Annotated in this window: 11 protein-coding genes; 2 read left to right on the forward strand and 9 right to left on the reverse strand. The window is 64.0% G+C overall.

All coding sequences use genetic code 11. From position 1 onward, the window contains the following. Positions 1–347: 347 nt before the first annotated feature. Positions 348–713 carry a hypothetical protein gene (locus RQI28_RS17725; protein ID WP_311223829.1) on the forward strand — a complete coding sequence of 122 codons (366 nt, stop codon included), beginning with the start codon at positions 348–350 and terminating at the stop codon, positions 711–713. Positions 714–735: 22 nt separating this feature from the next. On the opposite strand, the gene RQI28_RS17730 is transcribed toward RQI28_RS17725, so the two are convergent. From RQI28_RS17730 to RQI28_RS17765, 8 genes are all read right to left on the reverse strand, one after another. After that, entirely contained in the window at positions 736–1,293 is a 558-nt protein-coding gene (locus RQI28_RS17730) for a hypothetical protein (RefSeq protein ID WP_311223828.1), read from the reverse strand. A 370-nt stretch (positions 1,294–1,663) separates the two neighbouring features. Then, positions 1,664–4,075: a catalase gene (locus RQI28_RS17735; protein WP_311223827.1), complete on the reverse strand. Its 2,412-nt coding sequence runs from the start codon at positions 4,073–4,075 to the stop codon at positions 1,664–1,666. A 126-nt stretch (positions 4,076–4,201) separates the two neighbouring features. Continuing rightward, positions 4,202–5,200: an SdiA-regulated domain-containing protein gene (locus RQI28_RS17740; protein WP_311223826.1), complete on the reverse strand. Its 999-nt coding sequence runs from the start codon at positions 5,198–5,200 to the stop codon at positions 4,202–4,204. An 89-nt stretch (positions 5,201–5,289) separates the two neighbouring features. Then, positions 5,290–7,647: a CHASE2 domain-containing protein gene (locus tag RQI28_RS17745; protein ID WP_311223825.1), complete on the reverse strand. Its 2,358-nt coding sequence runs from the start codon at positions 7,645–7,647 to the stop codon at positions 5,290–5,292. Positions 7,648–7,675: 28 nt separating this feature from the next. Next, the gene (locus RQI28_RS17750) at positions 7,676–9,427 is read right to left on the reverse strand and encodes a FecR domain-containing protein (RefSeq protein WP_311223824.1); all 1,752 of its coding nucleotides are present in this window, start codon (positions 9,425–9,427) and stop codon (positions 7,676–7,678) included. Next, positions 9,424–10,170, reverse strand: coding sequence for a response regulator transcription factor (locus tag RQI28_RS17755; RefSeq protein ID WP_311223823.1), 747 nt, complete (start codon positions 10,168–10,170; stop codon positions 9,424–9,426). Before RQI28_RS17755 ends, RQI28_RS17750 begins: the two co-directional genes overlap by 4 nt. A 269-nt stretch (positions 10,171–10,439) precedes the next feature. Then, positions 10,440–11,747 (reverse strand): tryptophan--tRNA ligase, encoded by a 1,308-nt coding sequence (locus tag RQI28_RS17760; RefSeq protein ID WP_311223822.1) that lies wholly within the window; start codon positions 11,745–11,747, stop codon positions 10,440–10,442. 52 nt (positions 11,748–11,799) lie between these two features. Next, the gene (locus RQI28_RS17765; RefSeq protein ID WP_311223821.1) at positions 11,800–12,468 is read right to left on the reverse strand and encodes a site-2 protease family protein; all 669 of its coding nucleotides are present in this window, start codon (positions 12,466–12,468) and stop codon (positions 11,800–11,802) included. A 176-nt stretch (positions 12,469–12,644) separates the two neighbouring features. Between RQI28_RS17765 and RQI28_RS17770 the strand changes: the two genes are divergently transcribed. Beyond that, the gene (locus tag RQI28_RS17770; RefSeq protein ID WP_311223820.1) at positions 12,645–13,847 is read left to right on the forward strand and encodes a methyl-accepting chemotaxis protein; all 1,203 of its coding nucleotides are present in this window, start codon (positions 12,645–12,647) and stop codon (positions 13,845–13,847) included. A 77-nt stretch (positions 13,848–13,924) separates the two neighbouring features. Here the strand turns inward: RQI28_RS17770 and RQI28_RS17775 are convergent, their stop codons facing one another. Further along, positions 13,925–14,560: an L-threonylcarbamoyladenylate synthase gene (locus RQI28_RS17775; RefSeq protein ID WP_311223819.1), complete on the reverse strand. Its 636-nt coding sequence runs from the start codon at positions 14,558–14,560 to the stop codon at positions 13,925–13,927. Between the last annotated feature and the right edge of the window lie 10 nt (positions 14,561–14,570).

Here is a 14,570-nt window from a genome sequence, read left to right on the forward strand (position 1 = left end):
GTGTGTGAAATGAGCCGGCGGCAGAGCAACGTTGATGAAGACGGCGAGATCTGGCCCGTTGGACGTAAGCATGCGCCCTAATGCAAAGCGGGATGGGGGTGAGGGGCTTGTCCTACGCCCTGATTTCTCCGCTGCGCCTTAGCATCTTCAAATCCACTCTATGAATTGCTTTGCTCGATAGCCCCTAAGGGACTGCGAAAAGCGTCGGCTTCGTCAGCCTTGAGCCGCACGGATTGCGAGGCTGGTGTCAGTCCCCGGTATGCACTGAAATCCAGTTACGTGGGTTTGTGTCGGCCATAGGTCCTTGGGCGCTGGCATAGGGCTTGTCTTTCTCGAAAGGATGTGTGATGACCGCGGAAAAAGAAAAAGATCCTCATTCGGACCGTGCAGCTGATGACGGGCACTTCAACCAATACGGGTTGCGCGCTGACCCGCGCGAGGTCACAACGTCAAATCCAGAAAATCCCGGCACGGGCGAGGGGCCTCGGCGTTTTGGGGGGGGTGGCGATCCTGAAACCTACGAGAACCGAGACGCTGCAGCCAAGCGTACTGAAGATCCGCAAGGACCAATTGCACAAGTGTCTGCGGGTGGTTCGGCTCGGGCGTTGGGTTTTGACTATGGCGGCGAGCGTCATAAGGAGGAACCTTTGTCTTCTCGCCAAGGGGCTGAATTAATCAACGAAAAGCGCCGGGATACGCCAGAAGAATCCTGACTATCATAGTTTGCAAAAACTATTAGTTCGATGGTTTATGGCGTCGCCGTTGGCGCCAGCGCAGACAGCGCCAGGTTTCTTCCATGTATGCCAAACCATTGAATACCAAGCATGCGGCGATCAGTAAAGGCCATATTCCGGTCTGCCAATGAATGTCGGCGATTGCGCGGTGCTCCATGGTCCACTCGACGGGGTAGCCGAGCAAGGTTTGTTCTACGACAGGAATGCTGAGCAGCAGTATTCCTGCCACCGGAAGAATCTCCAAGAAGCTGTGAGTCATCTGCTCTGCAGGCGTGATCTCGCGCACTGGTGCAACCCAACGAAGTTCCAAGAAGGTGGTGGTTTGGTGGCTTACCCAAAGAAATAGCAGCAGGGTCAGCAGCAGGAGGTTGGGACGAAACGCAATGCACAGCACGATAGCCGTGCCCATCTGTATTAACAAAAGCCAGTGGCACAGCGATTCAGCTATGCCGCTTGTGCGCTCTATTTGGGTGCGGCGGTGGGACCACCAGTCCGCAAATCCGGCAACTATCCACAAAGCCAACACAACCTGTAAAAGAACGCCGATTACTGGGTGCATACGCATTTCTCTATGCCGGTAGCATTACCGCTGTTATCTGCCAAGCCCTGGCGTACATCAGAGGGCTGGCAGATAACGGACAAGCTCGCAGGCAGTTTGCTTTTAAAACGACAGGACTTAAGTAAGAAGCTCTTCAGAGCGCGGGCATGACGATGGAGTCGTAGGGACTCCGCAGGGAACTCATGCCCCTACCCTAAAAATTGGAGCGTTCCCGTGTCCCGCTTCGCTCCAACCTGAGGGTTGGGCCTCTACAAACGATTAATGGCATGGCGGCGCACCTGCGAATCGACAACCTACTGGCATCGCTCTGCGTCTGCATGCCGTCCTGCAAAGTCCGCTCAAATAGCCACGGTAAGACCATGAGCCCGTTCTACACCGCCGGTGGATCTGACTCTCGTGCAAAGTTGCGGGGCTGACCGAGGGCCGCGATGAACCGTTGCATTGCCGCGGAGTGTTCTGCCGTGGTCACTATCAATGCCGGGTCTTCTGCAAGCATCGGGATGCCCGAGTCGACCAGCAAGGTTTGTGAAGCGCCCAGTACCAGGATAGGTTTGCAATGGCGAAATTGGTCGCGCACGAATTCGGCTGCGTGACCGTCGCGAGCCAGCAGTGCCACACCCGCCTCGCCGTCGGGCAGTACAAGCCCGTCGAATAGAAAGCCCGGCGAGTTTTCCAAAGATGCATCCGCGTCGACTTCTGTTCCGTCTGCCAAAACCACCGGACCGATGTGCGGCGCCACGAAGCGTCCGACTGCACCCTGTTGCAGCAACTCCGCTTGCAGGTCGAGCAACGCAGTGGCGGCGACTCCGTCTGCAACCAATATGGCGACCTTGCGTCCCTTGATGGAGCCGTCGCCCGGACGTGCCAGCAACGAGAGAGCCGGCGACTGATCGATTTCGGGCGCAGCCGGGTTGTCGATGGCCTTGGGTAAGGCAGGTGGTAGTGTGCGAATGCCTATGCCATGCGCTACGCTGGTGGCCAGCGACTCGGACACATTGCGCAACATGGCGACCGTGCGTTCGCGAACGGCCGGCACCGTGACCTTGCTCAACTCGAACCGAAAGGCCGCGGCGATGTGGGCCTGTTCATGGGCTGCCTGGCTTTCATAGAACAGTTTGGCTTGCGTGTAGTGGTCGGCAAACTTTTCAGGCTTGGCCCGGATCTTGACCTGTTCTTCCTTGGCCTGAGCCCGTGCAGGTACGGACATGAAGCCTTGCACTGCACCGGCCTGGAAGGGGCAGCCTCCCGCCAGTGAATTGGGCTCGTAAGAGACCCGGCCGCGTGGAATGTTCTGGCGGTGCATGCCATCGCGCTGGTTGTTGTGCACCGGCGCCAAGGGGGTGTTGATAGGGATTTCGTGGAAGTTGGGCCCGCCCAGGCGAGAGATCTGTGTATCCACATAAGAGTGGATGCGGCCCGCCAGCAAGGGGTCGTTGGAAAAGTCGATTCCTGGCACCACGTGTGCGGTGCAGAACGCGACCTGTTCTGTTTCAGCGAAGAAGTTGTCAGGATTGCGGTGCAGTGTCATTTTGCCGATCGGACGCAGCGGCACCAACTCTTCGGGAACGATCTTGGTTGCATCCAAGATGTCGAAGCTAAAAGACTCTGCCTGCTCTTCGGTGAAGACCTGCACAGCCAGTTCGTATTCGGGAAACGCGCCGGACTCGATACGCTCCCACAGGTCGCGGCGGTGAAAGTCAGGGTCTGCGCCAGAAATCTTGACCGCTTCATCCCACACCAGCGAATGTGTGCCTGCCAAAGGCGTCCAGTGGAACTTCACAAACACCGAGGTGCCTTCGGCATTCACAAACCGGAAAGTGTGAACGCCAAAGCCCTGCATTGTGGCGTAACTGCGCGGAATGCCCCGATCGGACATCACCCACATGAGCATGTGGGTGGATTCAGGCATCAGCGAGACGAAGTCCCAGAAGGTGTCGTGCGCGCTAGCAGCTTGAGGGATCTGGTTGTGCGGCTCAGGCTTGACTGCATGCACCAGGTCCGGGAACTTCATTGCATCCTGAATGAAGAACACCGGCATGTTGTTGCCAACGAGATCCCAGTTGCCTGCGTCGGTGTAGAACTTCACAGCGAAGCCGCGGACGTCGCGCGCGGTGTCTTTCGAGCCACGCTCGCCCTGCACGGTGGAAAACCGAACGAAGACAGGAGTCTTCTTTCCGGCTTCCTGAAAGGGTGCAGCCACGGTCAGATCGGTCAGCGGCTCATAGCACTCGAAAGTACCATGTGCGCCGGACCCACGGGCGTGCACGATGCGTTCCGGAATGCGCTCGTGGTCGAAATGCGTGAGCTTTTCGCGCAGCACGAAGTCTTCCAGCAGCACTGGGCCACGGACGCCTTGCTTGAGCGAGTTCTGGTTGTCAGATATCGGCACACCCTGATTGGTCGTGAGCACCTGCCCCGTCGAATCGACGCGTGCACGATCCAGCACGCCGTTGTTGGCGTTCAGGCCCGGCGTGGCGCCCGCGCCCGTCTTGGCGGTCGCCTCCTTTTCGGACAAGGTGCTTCCGGTGGCATCAGGGTGGTCTGGCGCCGACGTCAGCCCGGCGTTGGGGGCAAGGCCATTGCCTACACCGTGTTCAAGGGGTTTGAGGGTGTTGTTCGGCATGGACGCAGCCAACGCATTGGCGCCTGCCGCCTTGCGCACGTGCACGTCATCGCCAGCGGTGGCAGGTATCTGTGCGGGGCCGCTATCGGTATTGCGCGCTGCCGATCGCGCTGCAATGTCGCTGGCACTGGGTGGTGGGGTAGCATTTTTGCGGGGCATGGTTTAGCTTTCTCTGGGCGGGAAAGCCACAACCTACGGGCGCATATGCAGCGACGGTGTAGGACGCCGCACACAGGGCCTGTCCATCCGGATGCGCGGCCAACGGCTGCGGCACGCGCAGATGCGTCAGCGCACTTTCGACGGCGCCAGTCGATAGAACAGGTTGGGTTCGCTGACGATGAAGATGTCCCCATTGGGTGCCATCGCCGTACCCTCTGCCTGGGGCACGGCCCGGCCCGCACCGGGCCAGCCAGACAGGTTGAAGCGCCCGAGTAGGAGCCCTTGCTCATCGAGCTCGACGAGCGTCTGCGACTCGTCGCTCAAGAGCAGCAGGTGGCCAGAAGACGGGTCGACCTCTACAGAGGAGAGGTCGGTGCCTACCACCGCTGCGTCCAGCACCCAGTCGCTCAGATTTTCGATAGACACGTTCATGGCCTTGCCAGGCGCCGGCCGGCCCAGGCCGGTAATGCGGTACAGCGCGCGGGGCGAGTGCTCTTTTGCGACATACAGCTGGTCTTTTTTCAGGTCGTAGCCAATGCCCTCAAAACCCGCATTGCCCGCCAGCACGCCTTCGGCCGAAGCAGAATTGTTCAGGGACAGCTGCAGCGCCACGGCGCCCTGCAGATCCAGATCGGCATCCGGCGTTGCGGGCAGTGTGCTGAGCACGATGCGGTGGCGACCCTCTTCCAGCAAGGCCACACGGCCCTGGCCCAGGTAGGCGACCCCCTCGACGTCGGCAGCATTCAGCAATCGGTGGGTGGAAGTCACTTGGCCATCGAGCGACAGCCGAACCAGTTGTGCGGGGCGGTTGACGACCGAAATCAAGGTTTGCGTGTCGGCGTCGAACGCCAGCCCGGACAGATTGCGCCGCACACCCTGAACCTCGATGGGCCCTTGCTGCATGGCATAGGCGCCCAGCACCCGGCCGCCAGAGGGTGGCTCGGCGGCATGGGCGTGCGCTAACTGGCGCATCCATGCATAGGCGCGTGTATCGATGTGGTGAAACCGGATGGCGACGAACACCGCGTAGCCGAACACGAGAAGAACAAGCAGTGTGAACGACCAGCGAAGCGCGTGCGATAAGCACGAGCGCAAGAACTGGCGGAAGGCGGGACTCAGGCGCATCGGAAGAAACGGGCCTCAGAAGATGTGCAGACGGTGATATCCAGCAGCCGCTACCAGGGCGTCCGGACGAGGACGAGTACTGTACCCGCTCAGTATTTCCGCGCTTTTTCCTCTTCGGCGGGCGCTTCCCCTTGCGGAAAGAGCAGGCGGAATTCGGTACCCGCACCCACTTCGCTCCAGAGTTCAATGCGGCCACCGTGGCGCTGCACCACCGTGCGCGCCAGTGCCAGTCCCAGCCCGATTCCGCCGACCGAAGGATGGCTTTCTTCGTGCAGCCGTTGAAAGGGCTGAAAAAGGCGCCCCCGCATCGATTCGGGAATGCCGGGGCCCGCGTCGCGCACGCATGCTGCCCAAAATCCGCCCTCGCTGCGCAATGCGCAGTCCACCGTCGCACCGGACGGGCTGAACTTGATGGCATTGTTCACCACGTTGGCTATCGCACGGCAGATCAGTGCCCGGTCGCCCATGCAGGGCGCGCATTCCAACTCGAGCGACAGGGCGACGTGCACGCCATGCTCCTGCGCGGGCGCCCATGCATCGTCCACCGTCTCGGCCAGTACGGCTGCCAAGTCCAGGGGTGCGAAGCGGTAGATGTGTGCCTGTGCACTGGCCAGGCTGACGAAGCTCTCTGCCATGCCGAGCGACGCCCGCGCATAGCGCTCCACCCGCGTGAGCAGATCTGGCAGAGAGAGGAGGTCGGGATACTCGCGCTTCATCTCGAGCAAGGTCAGGATGGACGAGTTGGGTGCGCGAATGTCGTGCGAGATGAAATGCATGGCCTGGTCGCGCTGCTGAAGCGCCAGATTCAGGTCGGTAATATCCACCAGGGTGATCAGCCAGCCCGGCCTCGCATTGGGGCGCGCCGTGGCAAACGGTTTGCACAGCACCAGCATGCTGCGACCCTGGGCGTCCCGTCCCTCCTGTTGAATGGGCAAATGGGTCAGAGGTGTTTGATCGATAGGCAGCAACGCCTGGCCGGTGTCCACCTGCACCAGCGAGTGCAGCAACGTGCCGATGCTGTGCCCGACTGGATCTGGGTCGCCCAGCGTTTTTGCATAGCGCAGGGCGGCGGCGTTGGCCAGAGTGACCTTGCCCTCGCCATTGCACACGAACGTGGGCGACGGCAGCTGATGCAGGCTGTCACTGACAAACTGATGCAACTCCCGCAACTGCTGCGTGGCATGAGCTACGGCATTGATGCGACGGTCCAGAAAGTCGCCGGAGCGAGCGGCCTCTGAAAAACCATGCGTTTGCAACGGGCGCAGGCCTTCGTTGTGCAAGGCCTGCATTTCCAGCCGCAGAAAATGCGTGGCAGCGCTCAGGCGCCGCCAGCTCCACAGCGGGTAGGCCAGCAGCAACCCCACCAGGGCGGCGGCGGGTGCCAGTTGCCAGCCCCATAGCGCCGGGCTTGCGATGGCGGCCAGCAAGGTGGCGATGAAAAGCCCGGCGGTGGTCATCAGCGCTGCAGAAGGGCCAAGCAGCAAGCCCGCGAGCAGCGCGGCAATCACGGGCAGAAGGCAGAAGGCGGTGTTCCATAGTGCGGGCGCCGGCCGGATACGGATGCCCTCCAGTTCACTGCCCAGAACATGGGCCAGCAACTCCACACCGGGCACTCGCCGCGCCTGCGGGCCGACAGGCGCGGCAAACATGTCGCCCAGGCCGGTGGCCGTGGCACCGATCAGTACGTACTTGTCGCGAAACGCATCGGTGGGCACATGGCCCTTGAGTACGTCCACATACGAATAGGTGGTGAACGGCGTGGCCCCGGCCGCGAAGGCAATGATGCGCGGCTCTGCCTTTTGCCAGGCGGCGTCTGGTGGCGGGGACGATCGCCCGTCGCGGCAGAAATTCAACGGCGCACCCTCTGCGCAACGCAAGGCGACACTGAAGTGTGGCCATGCCGCATCCGGGCCTTCCTGCAGAAAAAGACGGCGTGTCACCCCATCAGGGTCGACATCCACGTGCACATGCCCCAGCTGGCTGGCGTTGCGCGCGAGCTGCGGCAGCGGCAGGTCGGTCGCGCCGCCGTTGGTCTGGCTGCGGCGCACCACCGGCAGCACGACCCGGCCGCTGGCGCGAATCGCGTGTGCCAGCAAGGCATCGTCGCCCGGGTAGTCTGCGTCGGGTTCATGGAAGAGGACATCGAGGCCGATGGCACGGGGCGAATGGGCCGATATCTGCGAGAGCAGCTGGGCATGCAGCACGCGGCGCCACGGCCAGCGGCCCACCGCCTCCACACTACGGTCGTCTATGGTTACCAGCACGATGTCGGGATGCCCAGGGCGGGCCTGCAGCCGCAGGCCCGCGTCCTGAATCAAGAAGTTCAAACGGTCCAGGCTGCCCGGTGCGCTCAGCCATGCCACCAACGCCAGCAGCAGCACGGACAGCAGGCCCCACTCCCGGCGCCGCAGCTGGGTGCGATGGTGGACCCGTGTCAGCATGCTCATCGGTGCCGCGAGTCTGGAGTCGGCTGCGTCACGGCCGCCTGAGCGGTTGCCCGTCGCCTGCGGTGATGGGCAGGCCAAAGGCGCTTTGAATGGCCGCACCGACGCGGAACCGGCGTGGCGTTGAAAAGTCGCTCTGCAGGCCTGAGGGATCGATGGTGCGAATGCGCACCAAGTACACGCCGGGTGCCAGCTCGGTGGAGGCCCAGGTGGGCTGCGCCAATGTGGCGTCTACCAGGGGGGTGGCGAAATCTTCTGTCGCAGCCACCTGCAACTGGAAGGTCTGGCCTGATTTGGCTGGCCAGTACAAACGGGCGCCCGGCGCCCCGTCACCGTCACTGGTGTGCACCGCGGCCGCGTTCAGTGCTTGGGGGCTGTCGCCGACGACGACGGCCTGAGGCCGCGCGAACGGGCCTTCGTCTGCGCTGCCGTCCGGCAGCTCACGCACGCTGGCCGCACGCCAGAAGTACGCGCCTGGTGGAACCTGGGCGACGGCGGTGCGGCACTCGGGCAGGCGGGTCTCGTCGATGAGTGGTTGGGTGAACTGCGCGTCGGCTGCGAGCTGGATGCGATAGAAACGCGCTCCGCTCACCTCGGTGCAACGCAGCTCGCCTTGCGTGCGCGACACCGTTGCGCCTGGGGCCGGTGATTGGTAGAGCGGCGGCACCGGCTGGGTCTTCACGATGACGGCACGGAGCGCGGCGCGCCCGGCAACGCCGGACTCGTCCACCCCGCGTACCGACAGGTGATAGCTCCCGTCGGGCAGGCCGGGCAATCGGAAAGACGACGTGGCAAACCTGCGGCTGCGCACCACCTGGATGAAGTCAGCGTCTTGTGCGATTTGAACCTGGTAGGCCACTGCGCCCGCTAGTGGCGCAACGGACAAGGCCAGGCTGTCCGCGTCGTGCAGCGCAGCGGGCACGGCGGTGGTGTCGGGCGGAGGCAGCAGCGCGAGCGCAGGGCCCGCCCGTCCGTCGGCTGCCACGGCCAGCCCCTGGCCTGGTGCCAGCAAGGTTGGGGTCGCTGCAGCGTTGGCGACCTGGGGTTGGACGGCCACCGAGCCTTCGTCGACCGACAGGGTGGTCTGGCCCGCTGCGGACAATTCCACGCTGAAACGGGTACCGCGCACGCTGGTGCTGGCCATCGGGGTGCGAATCTCGAACCGGCGGTCCGGCTGGATCAGCGGCGTGACCGACGATTCGACTGCGCCAGCGCGCACGTCCAGTACCGATTGAACGCTGCCGGCCCGCCCGCGGCGCCGCAACTGTTGCAGTTGCACGTCCGACGCAGCCCGTACGCGAACGACGGTGCCGTCTGCCAGCCGCAGGCTGATGAACGCATCGTCGCCCACCTGAAGCCGCGAGCCTTCGGGCACTTTGTCGCCGGCAGCCGGCTTGAATGGCCGCTGGGTGCCGTCCGGTTGCACAGCGGCAATCGCCCCTTGGGCAAAGTCCACCATGGCCACCTCTTGCGGCAACAGATGGGCTGGAATGCGCAGCATCGATCCCGGTTGCAGGCGACGGGGGTTCTGCACCCGATTGAGCTCGCTGAGTTGCACCCAGGCGCGTCGGTCGCCGAAATAGTGCAGGGCCAGGGCCTCCAGCGTGTCGCCTGGCTGCACGGTGTGCGGAATGTCCCCCGCATCAGCGAATGTTGCGGTGGTGTCCGCAATTGCCGCAGAGGGCGCCGCTGCGGCACAGGCAAGCGCGAACAGGGCGATCGACAACGCGTGGCGGCGGGGTTGGGGGCATGCCGGGTGGCGCATGGCGCTGCTCTTGATCATGGCGTGGGCGCTTGGCCATGGGGTTCGCCTGCATCAGTGCTGCCGGCCTCTTGCGTGCGCGCCGTCACCGCCTCGAACCGGTAGCCCACGCCGTACACGGCCGTCACGATGTAGCCGTTGGCAGGCCGCAGGTCCAACTGCGAGCGCAGGCGCGAGATGTGGGTGTCGAGCGAGCGGGAGATCACGTCGGCACTGTGGCCCCAGATGATTTCGCGCAGGTGGTCGCGCGACAGCAGGCGTCCCATGTTCTGGAAAAGAAAAAGCGCAAGGTCGTATTCGCGGTTCTTCAGCTCGACCGGACGGCCGTCGATTTCCAGTGTGCGTGACTCTGGCTGAAATCTATAAGGCCCGAACTCTGTCGTGGCGCCCGAGACTGCGGGGTACGCGCGGCGCAGCAGGGCGCTGACGCGGGCTGTCAGCTCGCCCACACGCACCGGCTTGATCATGAAATCATCGGCGCCGCTGCCCATGCCTTCGATGATGTCCCGCTCCTCGTGGCGGCTGGTGACGAACAGGATGGGCAATTGCGGGCCGACGTTGTCGCGCACCCAGCGCACCACGTCCGGGCCGGTGGTGTCCGGCAACTGCCAGTCGACGATCAGAAGGTCGAAGGTTTCTCGCCGAAGGTCCTTCATCAGGGCCGCGCCCGTCAGGTGCGTGCGGCACGCATGGCCCATCGCTTCGGTAGCCCGGCGAAACAGTTCCAACTGGAGCGCATCGTCATCTAACGCCACTATGCGCATGAGAATCCCTACAAGTTACTGAAAATCAAGTATAGGAACGGCACACGAAACTCTCTGGGTGAGATCGGCGGGTTGACGGTTGTTCACCTTCTTGGGGTGTGGCAAGCGTGCCCGCTTCCATGCAGCAAACCTTGCCATGTGATAGGGAGGCGTGACCGCACAGTCCGGTACAAAAAGCAGCATCCCTGCCCTGGAATTTCATGTCTTTTTGGCCTCTGGCGCTTATAAATAAAGCGCTGACAGCTATTATTTTAATAGCAACCCATGTGTCAGTCCGCGGATTCGCGCAGTGCCTGCAGCGCGGCCTGCACCTCGTCGTGCAGCACACCGTCCACTGCGGACAGGTGCGGCGCGAGGGCGGCCAGTGTGGCTGCCACGTCCGGGTCCTTCTGCAGTCGGGCGATGGCCTGGCCAGCGTCCTTGGGCGCATCGAAGCCGGTGCTTTGCAGCAGCAGGCGGCCATCGGCCGACAGCAGCTTGAAGTAGAAGCGCCCGTCCGACTCGCGGTATTGCTTGAACGAGGGCAGCGCTGCGGCACGGGTGGCCTTGGCGGGTTGCGCAGCGGCTTGGGTGCGCAGGCTGCGCAGGCCGACAGCGGAGCGCAATTCGCGCACGAAGGGCGTGGCCAGGGCGCGCGCGCGTTCGGCGCCGGCCAGCAGCGTGTCTTCGATCTGCGCCGGGTCGGCGATCAGCGCCTGGTACTGCTCGCGCATGGGTGCGACGACGGTGTCGATGCGCTCGAACAGAATCTGCTTGGCATCGCCCCAGGCAATGCCTTCGGCGTATTGCTGGCGCAGCGCGGCGGTTTCGGCCTCGGTAGCGAACGCCTGGTAGATCTGGAACAGTGCCGAGCCTTCGGTGTCCTTGGCCTCGCCCGGTGCGCGGGAATCGGTCAGGATGCCGGCGATGAGCTTGCGCAACTGATCGCGCGGCGTGAAGAGCGGAATGGTGTTGTCGTAGCTCTTGCTCATCTTGCGCCCGTCCAGCCCCGGCAGGGTGGCGACGTGCTCGTCGATGGCGGCCTCCGGCAGCACGAAGTGCTCGCCATACAGGTGGTTGAAGCTGGCCGCCATGTCGCGCGCCATCTCGATGTGCTGCACCTGGTCGCGCCCCACCGGCACCTTGTGGGCCTTGAACATCAGGATGTCGGCGCCCATCAGCACCGGGTACATGAAGAGCCCCGCGGTCACGCCGTCGTCGGCCTCGCGGCCGGCAGCCAGGTTCTTGTCCTGCGACGCCTTGTAGGCATGTGCGCGGTTGAGCACGCCCTTGCCGGTCACGCACGACAGCAGCCAGTTCAGTTCGGGAATTTCGGGAATGTCGGACTGGCGGTAGAACACGACCTGCTTCGGGTCCAGCCCCGCCGCCAGCCAGCTGGCTGCGATCTCCAGCGTGGAGCGCTGGATGCGCACCGGGTCTTCGCACTTGATGAGCGCGTGGTAGTCCGCCAGGAAGTAAAAGCTTTGCACCCCCGGGCGCAGGCTGGCTGCGACCGAAGGGCGGATGGAGCCGACAAAATTGCCCAGATGGGGCGTGCCGGTAGTGGTGATGCCGGTCAGAAAACGCGTGGTGCTCATGGGATCCAGGGGCAAGAGAAAGAAGGTGGGGCCAGTGGTGGCCCCGAGCCGGTCAGCGCAGCAGCGCGGTCAAGGGGGTGATCAGCACATTGATGATGCTGTAGCCCAGCGACATCAGCGGGCGCAGCCACAGCGTGCCCACCACACCCGCCACCACCAGCGCCAGCACGATGAAAAAGCCGTAAGGCTCGATGCGCGACACGAAATGCGCCTGCCGCCAGGGCAGCAGGCCCACCAGAATGCGGCCGCCATCCAGCGGCGGCAGCGGAAACAGGTTGAAGGCCCACATCACCAGGTTGACCAGAATGCCGGCGCGGGCCATTTCCAGAAAGAAGCGCTCATCGACGTCGAAGCCGACCAGCGCGACCAGCACCACCGCCCAGAGAATGGCCTGGAAGAAGTTGGTGGCCGGGCCGGCCAGCGCCACCCAGATCATGTCGCGCTTGGGGTTGCGCAGGTTGCCGAAATTCACCGGCACCGGCTTGGCATAGCCGAAAAGGAATGCGCCTGACGTCGCAAAGTACAGCAGCAGCGGCATCAGGATGGTGCCGACCGGGTCGATGTGTTTGAGCGGGTTGAGCGTGATGCGTCCCAACATCTGCGCGGTGTTGTCGCCGAAGTGGCGGGCGGCATAGCCGTGCGCCGCTTCGTGCACGGTGATGGCGAACAGCACCGGCAGCGCGTAGATGAGAACGGTTTGGATAAGGTTGGAGAAGTCCACGGGCGGATTGTCTCAGAGCCTGAATGTGCACCGGCCGGGCGGGCAGGGGAACCCCTCGGATCGCAGTGCAGCAAACCGGCTTACGATGCCGATATGTTGCGAAATGCAACAGCGCTGCGGCCTGCTGCGGCGGCTGCACAAACCCACCACCACATTCACCGACAGGGTCTGCTTCTATGGCTTGGGATGGTCTGAAAATCAGCACGCGCCTGGTGCTTGCATTCGGCGCGCTGGCGCTGCTGGTGGCCGCACTGATGGGCGTGGGTCTGAGCGACATCGGCCGCGCTCAGCAGGCGCACGAGGCGGCGCTGCAGGCAGCCACGGCCCTTACCGATGCCGCCCAGCGCGCACCCATTGAACGCGCCGTGGTGGCCGCGCAGGGCGAGCTGTCGGGCATGCGCGCCTGGCTGCTGGGGCTCAGCTGTGCCGTGTTCGTGGCCGCCGGCGCTGCCTTCGTGCTGCTGCGCCGGGACATCGTGGCGCCCTTGGAGCAGGCGATTCTGATCGCCGAAACCGTGGCGGCAGGCGACCTGAGCCAGGAATTCAGCTCCGAGTTGTGTGGCGACTTCGGCCGGTTGCTGGGCGCGCTGGGCACCATGGAAGACACGTTGACCGAGCTGGTGGCCGGCATCAAGCAGTCCACCGACGCCATCGGCACCAGCGCGGGCGAGATCGACGCCGGCAATGGCGACCTGGCCCGTCGCACGGGCGAGCAGGTGAATTCGCTGGCCGACACCGCCGCCAGCATGGACCAGCTCACCACCACCGTACGCCAGAACGCCGACCGGGCGCGTTCGGCCAGCGGCCTGGCTGTGACGGCATCGTCCACCGCCGCGCGTGGCGGGCAGGCCGTGGGGCAGGTGGTTCAGACCATGCAGGCCATCAGCGGCAGCTCGCGCAAGATCGTGGACATCATCCAGGTGATCGAAGGCATCGCCTTTCAGACCAACATCCTGGCTTTGAACGCGGCGGTGGAGGCGGCGCGAGCGGGCGAGCAGGGCCGGGGATTCGCGGTGGTGGCGACGGAAGTGCGCAGCCTGGCACAGCGCAGCGCAGTGGCCGCACGCGAGATCAAGGGCCTGATCGACACCTCGGTCGAGCAGGTGCAAAGCGGCACGCAACTGGTGGATGCGGCCGGCCGCACCATGCAGGACATCGTGCAGTCCGTCGGCCAGGTGAGCACACTGCTGGGCGAGATCTCACATGCGCTGCACGAGCAAAGCGACGGCATTGCTCACGTGAACCAGTCCGTCGCCCAGATGGATGGCGCTACGCAGGAAAACGCTGCGCTGGTGCATCAGGCGGCGCGCGCCGCCGAAGCGCTGAGCGGCCGAGCCAACGACCTGCAGCGCGCCGTGGGCGCCTTCAAGCTCGATTGATTAATGGATGGGTCGACGGAGGCGAGTCACAAGCTCCGCGTGCGTATGCAGCGGGCTTTTAATAAGGTCTTAGCAACTCAAAGCCCCAGCGCGGACAGGCTGCCCCGGCCTTCGCGCACCACCTCTGCCTCGCCGCCGTCGCCCATGGGCGTCAGGTCGAGCACCGTCGTGGGCTCCAGCGGGCAGGCGCCGGCATCGACGATGCCGTCCACCAGCTTTTCATAACGCGCCCGAATCTCCTGCGGGTCGTTCAGCGGCTCGGTTTCGCCCGCGGGGATCAACGTGGTGGCCAGCAGCGGCGCGCCGTGCATTTCCAGCAGCAACTGCAGGCCCTTGCGGTCGGGCACGCGCAGGCCGATGGTCTTGCGCGACGGGTGACTGACGCGGCGCGGCACTTCCTTGGTCGCTTCCAGAATGAAGGTGTACGGCCCCGGCGTGCCCAGCTTGAGCAGGCGGTATTGCCGGTTGTCGACGCGTGCGTAGTTGGCCAGTTCCGACAGGTCGCGGCACAGCAGCGTCAGATGGTGCTTGTCGTCCACCTCGCGAATGCGGCGCAGGCGCACCACGGCGTCCTTGTCGTCCAGGTGGCAGACCAGGGCGTAGCTGGAGTCGGTAGGCACGGCGACGATGCCGCCTTTTTGCAGCAGCGCAGCCGCCTGCTTGATCAGGCGGGGCTGCGGGTTGTCGGGGTGAACTTCGAAATACTGGGCCATGGTCGGAGCG

Origin of the sequence: Acidovorax sp. WCS2018Noco2-16 (genome assembly GCF_031843945.1) — a bacterium.
In the GTDB taxonomy this organism is placed as follows: Bacteria; Pseudomonadota; Gammaproteobacteria; order Burkholderiales; family Burkholderiaceae_C; genus Paracidovorax.